General features: G+C 62.8%; 10 protein-coding genes. 1 reads left to right on the forward strand and 9 read right to left on the reverse strand.

All coding sequences use genetic code 11. The features are described from left to right. Positions 1-101 precede the first annotated feature (101 nt). The 5 genes from AB4048_RS14640 to hglS form a co-directional block, all read right to left on the reverse strand. A complete protein-coding gene (locus AB4048_RS14640; protein ID WP_442202692.1) occupies positions 102-929 on the reverse strand; it encodes a transporter substrate-binding domain-containing protein in 828 nt (275 codons plus the stop codon). Positions 930-1,131: 202 nt separating this feature from the next. After that, complete coding sequence (locus tag AB4048_RS14645; RefSeq protein WP_442202693.1) at positions 1,132-2,364, reverse strand: pyridoxal phosphate-dependent aminotransferase; 1,233 nt, start codon at positions 2,362-2,364, stop codon at positions 1,132-1,134. A 9-nt stretch (positions 2,365-2,373) separates the two neighbouring features. After that, complete coding sequence (gene amaB, locus AB4048_RS14650; RefSeq protein ID WP_442202694.1) at positions 2,374-3,903, reverse strand: L-piperidine-6-carboxylate dehydrogenase; 1,530 nt, start codon at positions 3,901-3,903, stop codon at positions 2,374-2,376. 26 nt (positions 3,904-3,929) lie between these two features. Next, positions 3,930-5,351: an FAD-binding oxidoreductase gene (locus tag AB4048_RS14655; RefSeq protein ID WP_442202695.1), complete on the reverse strand. Its 1,422-nt coding sequence runs from the start codon at positions 5,349-5,351 to the stop codon at positions 3,930-3,932. Positions 5,352-5,361: 10 nt separating this feature from the next. Further along, positions 5,362-6,759, reverse strand: coding sequence for a 2-oxoadipate dioxygenase/decarboxylase HglS (gene hglS / locus AB4048_RS14660; protein WP_442202766.1), 1,398 nt, complete (start codon positions 6,757-6,759; stop codon positions 5,362-5,364). Between the two features lie 100 nt (positions 6,760-6,859). Between hglS and AB4048_RS14665 the strand changes: the two genes are divergently transcribed. Next, positions 6,860-7,789 carry a LysR family transcriptional regulator gene (locus tag AB4048_RS14665; protein ID WP_442202696.1) on the forward strand — a complete coding sequence of 310 codons (930 nt, stop codon included), beginning with the start codon at positions 6,860-6,862 and terminating at the stop codon, positions 7,787-7,789. Here AB4048_RS14665 and AB4048_RS14670 read toward each other — a convergent pair. Genes AB4048_RS14670 through AB4048_RS14685 form a run of 4 tightly spaced genes read right to left on the reverse strand, consistent with a single transcriptional unit; the run spans position 7,781 to position 12,590 of the window. Next, positions 7,781-8,854 (reverse strand): ABC transporter ATP-binding protein, encoded by a 1,074-nt coding sequence (locus AB4048_RS14670; protein ID WP_442202697.1) that lies wholly within the window; start codon positions 8,852-8,854, stop codon positions 7,781-7,783. The two genes, AB4048_RS14665 and AB4048_RS14670, sit on opposite strands and share 9 nt — an antisense overlap. A gap of 1 nt (position 8,855) precedes the next feature. After that, positions 8,856-10,790 carry a glycoside hydrolase family 127 protein gene (locus AB4048_RS14675; protein ID WP_442202698.1) on the reverse strand — a complete coding sequence of 645 codons (1,935 nt, stop codon included), beginning with the start codon at positions 10,788-10,790 and terminating at the stop codon, positions 8,856-8,858. A gap of 22 nt (positions 10,791-10,812) precedes the next feature. Next, positions 10,813-11,676, reverse strand: a complete 864-nt coding sequence (locus tag AB4048_RS14680; protein ID WP_442202699.1) for a carbohydrate ABC transporter permease — start codon at positions 11,674-11,676, stop codon at positions 10,813-10,815. Beyond that, on the reverse strand, positions 11,673-12,590 hold the full coding sequence (locus AB4048_RS14685) for a carbohydrate ABC transporter permease (protein WP_442202700.1): 918 nt from the start codon (positions 12,588-12,590) through the stop codon (positions 11,673-11,675). Before AB4048_RS14685 ends, AB4048_RS14680 begins: the two co-directional genes overlap by 4 nt. Positions 12,591-12,644: the final 54 nt, after the last annotated feature.

The following is a 12,644-nucleotide window of genomic DNA, read 5'->3' on the forward strand; positions in this document are numbered from 1 at the left end:
GACGGTAATAGGTATCGGGGTACGACATCGTGGCTCTTTCGGAATAGTAGGCAAAGGAAGGGCCCGGGCAGCCAAGACGGCCCGGACCCGTAATCGTTCTATCAATCGGCGCTGTAGTCGGCGCCGTACCACTTCTTGGTCAGCGTGCCGAGTGTGCCGTCAGCCTTCATCTCCTTGATGAGCTCGCCAACCTTGGCGGTCCATTCTGCGTCACCCTTCTCGGCAATCACGACGAGCGGTTCGCGGAAGGCGTATTCGCCTTCGATCACGCGCAGCGGATAGCCGTTCTTGATGGCGTTCTTGGCGGTCTGTTCGGGAGCGACGACGGCGTCGAGACGCACGCCCGGTCCGAGACGCAGATCATCGAACGGCAGCATGGAATCCGCGAAGGTGCGGATTTCGCCAGGCGTAACCTTGTACTCGATCGGCGGGAGGCCCGGCGCATCGATCTGCAGCTGGCGGCGCATGAAGTCTTCAGAGGTGGTCGCGGTTTCGACGCCGATCACCTTGCCGTCGAGATCGGCCACGGTTTTGACCGGGCTGTCCTTGTGCAGCACGTAGACGTATGGGCTGTAGTAGTAGATGCCGGCGAAGTCGATGACCTGGGCGCGGGCCTTGGTGGGCGTGACCGAACCGACGCCGACGTCATAGCGTCCCTGCCAGTGGCCGCCGGTGAGCGTTGCCCAATCCGGAGTCTCGAAGCTGACTTCGACGCCCAGGCGCTTGCCGATTTCGCGCGCAACGTCGATGTCGAAACCGACCATCTGGTTGCTGTCGTCCAGGTAGCTCTGCGGAGGCCAGCCGCTGTTGGTGGCAACCACCATGGCCTTTTTCGACATGACGCGATCGAGCGTCGCGCCGGCGTGCGCAACGGATGCGATGGCGAGCGCTGCGGCGCCGATCGCTATGCTCTTCAACAAATTCCTCATAATTCCTCCATGACAGTCAGCCGTCATTCCGTTTTATGTAAGATGTCTGACAACATAACTAGATGATACGCATTAGTTAGTGTCAAGGCCAATTGCCGGCGGAGTTGATGATTCTTAGGCAATATCCCATGCGGACTGCGCATGGCCGGAGGAGGCCTGTGAGAAAAAGGCCGGCGACGACCGGCCTTTCTTGGAAGCGAAGTCAGACGAGTTTGGCGCAGGCATCGGCGATGCGCACGAGCGCTTCGCGCAGTTCCGCCTCGCTGGTGGCGTAGGAGATGCGGAAGAACGGCGAAAGCCCGAATGCGGAGCCCGGAACGACGGCGACATGTACGTGATCGAGAAGATAGGCGCAGAAATCCGCGTCGGTTTCGATCCGCTGGCCGGATGGCGTCGCCTTGCCGAGCATGCCGGCGCAGCCCGAATAGGTGTAGAAGGCGCCTTCCGGTACGCGGCAATCGAGCCCTTCGATCGCGTTCAGACCTGCGACCACGAGATCCCGGCGCCGCTGGAAGCTGGCCGTACGCTCTTTTAGAAAGTCCTGTGGGCCGTTCAGCGCAGCGACAGAGGCCGCCTGGCTGATCGAGCAGGGGCAGGAGGTCGCCTGGCTCTGCACCACGGCCATGGCCTTGATAAGATCGCGCGGTCCCCCCGCGTAGCCGATGCGCCAACCGGTCATGGCATAGGCCTTGGATACGCCGTTGACGGTCAAGGTCCGGTTTTTCAGGCGCGGTTCGATCTGCGCCGGGGTGACGAACTCGAAACCGTCATAGACGATGTGCTCGTACATGTCGTCGACCAGCAGCCAGACATGCGGATGCTTCAAGAGCACGTCGAGCAGCGGGCGATAGTCTTCGGCGCCATAGGCCGCGCCCGACGGGTTCGACGGCGAGTTGAGGAGGACCCAGCGCGTCTTCGGCGTGATCGCGGCTTCCAGCTGCTCGGCCTTCAGCCGGAAACCGGCATCCGCGTCACAGGTGATCAGCACCGGCTTGCCCTCGCAGATCTGGACGATGTCCGAATAGGAGGTCCAGTAAGGCATCGGGATGACGACTTCGTCGCCGGGGTTCAGCGTCGCCATCATGGCGTTGAACAGGATCTGCTTGGCACCGGTCGCAACCGTGATCTCGTCGAGTTCGTAGGAGACGCCGTTCTCGCGAGCGAATTTGTCGCGGATCGCTGCCTTCAACGCGGGCGATCCGTCGAGCGCCGTGTACTTCGTCTCGCCGCGCTGCATGGCGTCCCATGCAGCCTGCTTGACGTGGTCCGGCGTGTCGAAATCAGGTTCGCCTGCGCCCAGGATGATGACCGGCTTGCCTTCGCGCTTCATGGCCTGCGCGCGGGCGCCGATCTTCAGGATTTCGGAAACTCCTATCGTGGAGATCCGCGAGGCGGGCGAAAAGCCCGCCTCCTCGATGACTTGATTGACGGTCATGTCCGATCCTTACTCGATGTCGAAGGAGACGCCCTGCGCGAGCGGCAGAGCCTTCGAATAGTTGACCGTGTTGGTGGCGCGGCGCATGTAGGCCCTCCACGCGTCGGAGCCGGATTCGCGGCCGCCGCCGGTTTCCTTCTCGCCGCCGAACGCGCCGCCGATTTCAGCGCCGGACGTGCCGATGTTGACGTTGGCGATGCCGCAATCCGAGCCGTCCGGCGACAGGAAGCGCTCGGCCTCTTGAAGGTTCAGCGTGAAGATCGACGAAGAGAGGCCTGCACCGACGGCGTTGTGGTCGGAAAGGACGGCGTCGAAGTCGCTGTACTTCATGACGTACAGGATCGGAGCGAACGTCTCTTCCATCACAGGGCCTTCCTGCTTCGGCATTTCGACGATGGCAGGCTTCACGTAGTAGCCGTTGGCATGTCCGAGGTCGACTCGTTCGCCGCCGGTGATGGCGCCGCCATGGGCCTTGGCTTCGCCGAGTGCCTTCTGCATGCCGTCGAAAGCGAGCTTGTCGACCAGCGGGCCGACCAGGGCAGTCGATTCCAGCGGGTTGCCGACCGATACGCTCTGATAAGCCTTCTTCAGGCGCGGCACGAGCGCGTCGTAGACGCTGTCGTGCACGAAGAGGCGGCGCAGCGTGGTGCAGCGCTGGCCGGCGGTGCCCATGGCGCCGAAGGCGATGGCGCGCAGCGCCATGTCGAGGTCGGCGGACGGGCAGACGATGCCGGCGTTGTTGCCGCCGAGTTCGAGGATGGCGCGAGCGAAACGCTTGGCCAGGCGCGGACCGACGTCGCGGCCCATGCGGGTGGAGCCGGTTGCCGAAACGAGCGGAACCTTCGGATGATCGACGAGCACTTCGCCGATAGCGCGGTCGCCGATCAGAACCTGGGAAAGGCCTTCCGGCGCGTCGCCGAAGCGGGCCAGCGCGCGCTCAAGGATAGCCTGCGATGCAAGCGCCGTGAGCGGGGTCTTTTCGGACGGCTTCCAGACGACGGCGTTGCCGCAGACGATCGCCAGCGCGGTGTTCCACGACCATACGGCGACCGGGAAGTTGAAGGCGGAGATGACGCCGACGACGCCGAGCGGATGCCAGGTTTCCATCATGCGGTGGCCCGGACGTTCGGTGGCGATCGTCAGGCCGTACAGCTGACGGGAGAGACCGACCGCGAAATCGCAGATGTCGATCATTTCCTGCACCTCGCCGAGACCTTCGGACGGGATCTTGCCGGCTTCGATGGAGACGAGGCGGCCAAGATCGGCCTTATGGGCGCGCAGTTCCTCGCCGAGCAGGCGGATCAGTTCGCCGCGCTTCGGGGCGGGAACCAGGCGCCAGGCGCGGAATGCTGCGTCGGCCTTTTCGATCTTGGCGGCGGCTTCGGCGGCGGAATCCGTCTTGAGGCTGCCGATCTGCTCGCCGGTAACTGGGCTGAACGAGGCCATGTCGCCACCGGTGTAGAGCGCCTTCTGGACGCCGAGCTTTTCGAGAAGTGCTGCGGCTTCCTGAGCCACGTTCACTTTTGCTGCAATATTCATGGTCTAACTCCCTGATTGCGCCGGCGTCAGCCGAATGTCACCGTACCGAGCTTACCCGGCGATGTGATCATCTTAAGGCTTGCGGCCAGCTGTTTTAGTGTGTCGGATGTGTAGGCGTCATAGATCGCCTGGTTCTTGCGGCCGATGGCATGCTCCGCGCTGAAGCTGCCGCCGAAGTCCTCGACCGCTATCTTGAAAACCCATTGCCGCAACGTTGTCTCGAATATGGGGTCGGCAAGCTGCGGGCTATCTTTCTTGACGGCGAGATTGAAGTGGACGCCGCCGTCACCGATATGGCCGAAATCACAGATGGTGATGTCGTCGAACGCCTGCGGCAGGTCGGCCCGCATGCGCTCGCAAAACGCCATGATGTCACCGCGGCGGAAGCTGACGTCGAAGGCGATGAGCTTGGCCGCATGCTTGACGCCTTCGGAGAGGGCGTGGCGCAACGACCACATTTCCGCGGGCGGACCGACGAAAGCATCGGCGAGCGGCGCGGCCTCGCTTTCCCAGATCTCGGCCAGCGCCGTCTCCAGCACTTCGTCGAGGGACTGTTCGCCCTCCCGTGGCGCCCATGTGCGCATGACTTCGACAAGGATCAGATAGTCGGGGATGTGGCCGCCCTGGAATGGATTGCGCAAGGAGGGAACATGGGCAAGCGCTGCCGCCACGGCATTGCCCGACATGCCTTCAAACGCGGAGAGGTAGGCACCAAGCCGCTCCTCCATCACCGTCAGGAGCGGCAAGACGTGTGCGGCGCTCTGCGGCACGAGGAAAGCTGTCGCCGTTTGCCTCGGCAGGCGCTCGAGATTGAGCACGCATTCGGTGATGATGCCGAAGGCACCCGAAGTGCCGACGAATATCTGCTTCCAGTCGACGCCGGTGTTGTTCTTGCGTAGGTCGCAATTGAGGTCGAGAACAGTGCCGGCCTCGTCTGCGAGCACCACCTTGACGCCCAGCGTGTTGCGGCGCACGTCGCCGTATTTCAAGAAACGCGAGCCGCCGGTGTTGGTCGACAGCATGCCGCCGATACGTGGATCGGCGCCGAGGTCGATCGGAAAGAACAGGCCGTGGCTTTCCAGCCGTGCGTTGACGTCGGAAAGGCGGAAGCCGGCATCCAACGACAGCGAGCGGTTGCCGGCGTCTAGCTCGAAATGCTCGGCCAGCCGATCGAGCGACAGCACGATCTGGTCACCCGAGCTATCCGGCGTCGAGCCGGAAACGAGACCGGTATTGCCAGATTGGGGGATGAGGGCGATGTCGTTCCTGACGCAATAGCTGACCACCGAGGAGGTTTCCGCCGTCGTTCGCGGGCGAAGCACGAGCCCTGCCACGCCTTCGTCATAGCGCGCACCCGTCTGATAGGCGGCCATGTCACGGCTCTCGGAAACAATACCCTTGTCTCCGAGCAGGCCGCGCAACGCCTCGATGTGCTTCCCAGCGATCATGCCGAATGCCTTATTCCGCGGCTACCGCCCTGTCCAGACGCGAGATGCAGGCGGCAACCGAGGCCGCTTCGATGCCCGCATAGTGGTCGAACTCGTTGAGGACCGAAGCTCCGAGGTCTTTTTCGAAGCGCTTCTGGTTTGGGCTCGCCGCGAACTCCTGTGCCGCGTCGTCGCCCAGGTTCGACTGAAAGATGCCGGCGGCGCTGACGGGCAGGAAGTCTTCATAGACGATCGGATCGAAACGGACGAGTCCTTCCGCGATCAACCGGTCGAGATTCGTAGCGTTCGAACGCGTATTCATGCCCTTTTCGGTCAGCGAATAGGTGAAATAACCGAGCCCCTCGGCGCGGATGCCTTCCCAGCTGTCGGGGAAAGGCTTGAACGCGTCCGCCAGTGCCCGGTCGTACTCGTCGGCGTTCGAGCCGTCGGCGGCGGGGCGAACGAGCATGCGCGACTCGTGGAGCAGGGCATCATAAAGCGCGCGACCCTTAGGGGTGAGGGCAATGCCGCGGCTTTCGATCTCGCCGAAGCGCGCGGTGTGGGAGCCCGCCTTCCAGCTACCGTCGGCATCCTCGAAGGAGACCGATTCTTCCAACGCCTTGAACGAGGTCTGGCGCAGCAGAATCGGGCACTTTCTGGTCGGCGGGCCTTCGACGACGGCCTTCGGGTCGATGCCGTATTCCGGCATCAGCCGCTGAACGGCGTCGATGTCGAGCGTGCGCGGTGTCAGATGGTTGATATGCGGGCCTTTGAACGACACGACGTCGGCGACCAGGCGATGGGCGTCGTGCAGGCGCTTGTACATGTCGGCGCTGAGATTGGCGCGGTCATGCCAGCGGAAGGTTTCGAGCACTTCGGAGACGAAGCGTTCGGCATCGTCTTTGCCGAGACCGCCGTCGCGCTCAGCCTTTTCCGTGAGTTCCACGGCCTTTTCCGTGAAGATCCGGCGCTTGGAGAGAATGGCTTCCGCCTCGGCGCGCAAGGTTTCGTCGGCGATCAGGTCGAGCCGCAGCAGAGAAGTAAAGATGCGGAAGGGATTGCGCTTCAGTGCGGCATCGCCGACCGGCCGGAAGGAGGTCGAATGGACGGGTACGCCGGCCTCGCTAAGGTCGTAGTAGCCGACCGGATACATGCCCATCACCGCAAAGACGCGGCGCATCATCGTCAGTTCCGCCGCCGTGCCGAGGCGGATCGCGCCGTGGCGTTCTTCGGAGATACGTTCCAGATTGTCGGTGGCGTCGAGGCGTACCTTCAAAGCCGGATCGGCGGCAAGCGTATCGGCGTTGACCTTGGCAACAAGCTCCATGAGCGTGCCGTAGGCGGGCACTTCGGTCTTGTACATGGCCGACATGGCCTTGGAGAAGGCGGAGCGGATATCGCAGGAAGAAACCAGGTAGCTGATCGACATGTCCTTGCCCATTCGGATGAGTTCATTCTGGATTGCCATCATATCCAAGCCGCGCTAGGAAAACTTGCGACGATTTCAGCTAAGATGATGCGAGATTGGAATGACCCTCTCACGACGCCTGATGCCCGACCTGACAACGTTGCAGTCCTTCGAGTCCGCTGCGCGCCACGGCAGTTTCACGCGCGCGGCGCTCGAGCTCAATCTGACGCAGAGCGCAATCAGTCGGCAGATCAAGGACTTGGAAAATCAGCTCGGACTGCTTCTCTTCGAGCGCGTCCGGCAAAGGGCCGTGCTTTCGGACGCCGGGCGACGCTTCTTGCCGGAGGCGCGCCGTCTGCTGCAGCAGACGGAAGAGATGATGATCCGGGCCGTGGCCGGCGCCGATGCGGCGGCCTTTCTTTCGGTCGCGACCTTGCCGACCTTCGGCAGCCGCTGGCTGATGCCGCGGCTTCCGGCTTTCCTGTCGGCACATCCGGGTACCCTCGTCAGTATTGGCTCGCGGTCGGAACCCTTCGATTTCGACGAGGAGAATTTTGATCTCGCCATCCACTACGGCCAGCCGATTTGGGCGCGCGCGACTTGCACCTTTCTCTGCAACGAAATGGTCGTGCCGGTCGCAAGTCCAGCACTTCTTCGATCAACGCCGGTAGCCCAGGAAGAAGAACTCGTCCGGCTGCCGCTTTTGCATCTGACGACGCGGCCGCGTATGTGGAGCCAGTGGTTCGAGGCGCGCGGCATCGGCGTTTCGGACTTTTACAGGGGTAACCGGTTCGACCAGTTTTCGATGATCATCGAAGCCGCCGTCGCCTCCTTGGGCTTCGCGCTGCTGCCCCTCTATCTGATTGAGGACGAACTTCGGGCCGATAGGCTGAGGATCGTATCGGACCAGCCGATGGCGACGGAAAACAACTATTACGTGGTAATGCCGGAGGGCAAGCGGGAGCATGCCCTGGGGCTCAGGTTCACCTCGTGGCTGCTGTCGCAGGTGAGCGGCAAAGGCGACGCCGACGACCCCGAGCCATCAGCGTAGGCGGTTTCCTGCGCTGTCGAAATAGCGACGCCGCTGGGGCGCGCAGGCAAGCGTCAGCATATCGCCCGGCTTGAAGTCCGGCCCGTCCCTATATTCCGCCGTCACGCTTTGCCCGTCTTCCAGCTGGCAGTAGAGATAACGCGTACCGCCGAGATATTCGAAAAAGTCGACGCGGGCAGCGATACCGTCGGGATCGCTGGGACTTACCAGGAGATGCTCGGGCCGCATGCCGAGGCTGATCTTGTCACCTGGGCTCAAGGCGGTGCTGTTCAGCGCGACCCGAAAGACGCGGCCCGCTACGCGAAGCGAACCGTCGCCGACCCAATCGGCGGAAACGAAATTCATCCGCGGCGAGCCGATGAAGCCTGCCACGAAGATATTGGCGGGGTTCTCATAGACCTCACGCGGGGCACCGACTTGTTCGATCCGCCCGTCGCGCAGCACGACGATCTGATCGGCGAGCGTCATGGCTTCGGTCTGGTCGTGGGTGACGTAGATCATCGTGTTGCCGAGTTCGCGATGAAGCCGGGCAATTTCGATGCGCATGGAGACGCGCAGTTCGGCGTCCAGGTTGGACAGCGGCTCGTCGAAGAGGAAGACGTCGGGCTTGCGCACGATCGCCCGACCGATCGCCACGCGCTGCCGTTGCCCACCGGAGAGCTGACCCGGCCGGCGATCGAGCAAGTGGTCGATCTTGAGAATAGCGGAGGCGGAACGCACCCGCTCCTCGATTTCCGAGGTCGGTGTACGGGCCATCTTCAGCCCGAAACCGAGATTTTCCCGCACGCTCATGTGCGGGTAGAGCGCGTAGGACTGGAATACCATGGCGATGCCGCGTTCCGACGGGTCGAGATCGGTCACGTCCCGGCCGTTGATGGCGATTTCGCCATCCGTCACCTCTTCCAGCCCAGCGATCATGCGCAGCAACGTCGACTTCCCGCAGCCGGACGGGCCGACGAAAACGACGAACGCGCCCTCCGGCACCTCGAGATCGATCCCATGGATGACCGGCAGGGCGCCGTAGTTCTTGCGGACGTCCTTAAGGACCATGCCTTTCTTCGTCATCTCAAACTCCGCGGGCCCGATGGCCGGCGCGAATCCAGACGAGCATTTCGCCCGGCTCGCGATTGTCCCACAGATGATAGGGAATAAAGCGCGCCGTGGCATCATGGCTCGCCGGCGGAGAGGTGCGATAGAGCGACTTGCCCCAATCCTCCGCCTGGTCGCGCTGAACGGCGACGTCAAGCGCGATCGCACCATCGAAGTCTGGGATTTCCGTGCCCTTTGCAGCTGCGGGATCGCCGACAAGGGTGATGCCGTTGAGGCCGGCGCCGTTGTCGGTCGCCTCGACGCAATAGACGAGCGGTCCGCGCATCAGGGCAGCGCGGCCTGCGTCCTGCCGGACGTTGGGGTTGGCGAAAAGCGCCCGTGCCGTCAGCGGGATGTCAAGCGCGACACGGTCGCCAGACCGCCATTCGCGTTCGATCCGCGCATAACCGTCGACGGTCACAGCGGTCAGATCGACCGCCTCGCCGTTGACGGCAAGGGTCGTGCCTTCCGCCCATTCCGGGATGCGCAGCGACAGCGCGAAGCGCGCCGGTTTGTCGAGCGTGGCTTCGAAGCGAATTGCGCCATCCCAAGGATAGCGGGTTGTCTGGGCAAGCTCGAGCTTCGCACCGGCGATCTCCACTTTCGCTTTGCTTTCGCCATAGAGGTGGACGGCGATTTCATCGTCCGCGACGGCATACATGTAGGAACCGATCGAGGCGAGCAGGCGCGCGATGTTGGGCGGGCAGCAGGGGCAATGATGCCACGTCCAGCGATGGTGCTTGCCGGCGCTCTCGAGCGGATTTTCGTAGAAGAACGTCTTGCCGTCGAGCGACAGCCCCGACATCGCGCCGTTATAGAGCGCCTGTTCCATGATGTCGGCGTAGCGCCGGTCGGGACCGCGGCCGAGCATGCGGTTGGCCCAGAACACCAGACCGACGGAAGCGCAGGTCTCCGCATAGGCGCTCTCGTTCGGCAGGTCGTAGTAGTCGGTGAAGCCCTCGTTGGAGGCCGCCGGGCCGATGCCGCCGGTGACATACATCTGCTTGGCGGTAAGGTCGTCCCAGAGCGTCTCCAGCGCCGCCGTCAGCGTGTCGTCGTTATACTCCGTCGCGATGTCGGCCATGCCGGAATAGAGGTACATGGCGCGCACCGCATGGCCGACGACCTTCGTCTGCTCGCGCACCGGCTCATGGGCCTGATTGTACTGATAGGTCTTCTGGATGAACGCCTTGGGATCGCGGCCGTCGCGAAGGGCTTCCTCGGTGAAGAAATGCGGCTCGCGGCCACGCTCGTCGATGAAGAATTTTGCAAGATCGAGGTATTTCTTTTCGCCGGTGACGCGCGCGAGTTTGACGAGCGCCAGCTCGACCTCCTCATGGCCGCAGTAGCCCGGAAGCTGGCCCTCGCCATGCCCGAAAACGGTGATCATGTAGTCGGCATAGCGGCACATGATGTCGAGCAGCTTGCGCTTGCCCGTCGCCTGATAGTAGGCGACGGCGCCCTCGATCAGGTGGCCCGCACAATAGAGCTCATGATGGTCGCGCAGGTTCGTCCAGCGGCGGCCTGGTTGTACGCGCTGGAACCAGGCGTTCAGATAGCCGTCCTTGTCCTGCATCTTCTCATACATATCGATGATGGCGTCGGCGCTTGCTTCGAGCTTCGGGTTGGGGCGCCGGTAGAGGGAGTAGGCGATCGTCTCGATCGACTTGCCGAGGTCGCTGTCCCAGAACATCTGGGTGGAACCCGCCCATGGCTGCAAGGGGATGACGATGCCGGGGCTCGGCTGCGAGGTGTCGATCGCGCGCACCATGCCCGCCTCGACGCAGCGGTCGAGCAAGGTCTCGGCAGTGGAATCGCAGATCGCGTCCTGGCGGGCGCCGAAAAGGCCGTCAAGTTCGACGTTCGGAACGGGAAGGGGACGGAACTGACGATCTTTTCTGGTCTTGCTCATGGGGTTCATCCGTTTCTTGGGGTCACTTGACGGCGCCGGCCATGAGGCCGCGCATGTAGTAGCGTTGAAGAAGAAGGAAGACGACGATGCAGGGAAGCGTCATGACGGCGACGCCGGCCTGAACGGCGCCCCAGTTGACCGCGCCGAGACGGCCGGCGCGAACGGCCATCATCAACACCGGCAGCGTGAATTTCTCGTTGCTGGAGAGAAGCACGAGTGCCGCGAGGAACTCGTTCCAGGCATTGAGGAAGGCGAAAATCGCCACCGTGGCGACGCCCGGCAGCACCAGGGGCAGCAACACGCGAAAGAGCAGCTTCAGATCGCGTGCGCCATCGATGCGTGCCGCCTCCTCGATCTCCTTCGGCACCGCATCGAAGGCGTTGCGCATCATGAAGACCGAGAAGGGCAGTTGCAGCGTCACGTAGACCAGCGTCAGACCGAAGAGCGAATTGTTGAGCCCGAGGCGCGCCAGAATGATGAAAAGCGGCGTCAGGATCGACTGGAACGGGATCATCAGCGTCGCGATGATCAGCACGAAAAACACCTGCTTCAGCGGGAAGCGATAGCGCGAGAAGCCATAGCCTGCGAGCAGGCTGACCACGACGGTGATGAGCACCGTCCCCAACGAGACGAGCAGCGAATTCATCGTATGCTGCAGGATGCCTGAGCCGAAGCTGTCGAGCGAGTGGTAGGCGTCGAGGCTGATGCCGTTCACCGGCCAGGGCGGCAGCGGCGGCAGACCGGTCTCCGCACCGTTGCGAAACGAGGCCAGGAAGGTCACGGCGATCGGCGCGAAGAAGAAGAAGATCGTGACGATGCCGATGGCGTGATAGCTGCTGTTGTTCAGGAACCCGCGGCGAGCGCGGCGCTGCTTGACCGTGATCATGGCTGGTCCTCCCCGATCCGAAGCAGCCAAAGCTGCACGACGCTGATCAAGACCAGGATCACGAGGAGGACGATCGATAGTGCCGAACCGTAACCCAGGTTGAACGATACGAAAGACTGGTTGACGATATAGTAGACCACCGAAATCATCTGGTTCTGCGGCCCGCCGCTTGTCATGACGTAGAACTGGTCGAAGGCGAGCACCGAGCCCGTGACCGAGATGATCAGCGCGAGAGCAATTGTGCGGCGCATCAGGGGCAGGGTTAGATAGCGGAAGCGCTGCCAGCGGCTGGCGCCGTCGATACGTGCCGCCTCCGTCAGCTCCGATGGGATCGCCTGGAGACCTGTCAGAAGGATGATCATGGTGAAGCCGGCGATCTTCCACACGACCATGACAATGATCGTGGCAAACGCGGAATGGAAATCGGCAAGCAGGTTCGGCCGGTGATCGATCAGGCCGAGAGCCTGCGCGCCGGGCACGAAGAGGCCGCTATCGACATTGGCAAGCCACACCCAGAGAAGCGACGCCGTGGCAAGCCCTACCACCACCGGCAGGAAAATGACCGTCCGGTAGAGGCTGACGAATGGCCGTTGCTTCTCGACGAAGATGGCGAGCGGAAAGGCGAGGGCGAAAATCGCGATGGTGACGATGATCGTATAATAGGCGGTGAACCGGAGCGCTGACATGAAGCGGGCGTCGGAGATCATGCGCACGTAATTGCCAAGGCCGATCCAGCGCGGATTGCCGAGAAGCGACCAGTTGTGCAGGCTCATCCAGCCGGTGAACAGCACCGGCATCACGAAGAAAACGAGCACCAACGCCATGGCGGGCGCGATATAGAGAAAGCCGTGCCATTCGGAACGGCGACGGCGCTTGGGGCGTCGCGGCGTGGCCGCGCCGGCGCTGCTAGCCATGGGATTTCCCTCGTTTCGCCCTCGGACCTTGGATCGACTGGAGCGCCGGCGGCA

Origin of the sequence: Rhizobium sp. RAF56, from assembly GCF_052113965.1 — a bacterium.
Lineage (GTDB): Bacteria > Pseudomonadota > Alphaproteobacteria > Rhizobiales > Rhizobiaceae > Rhizobium.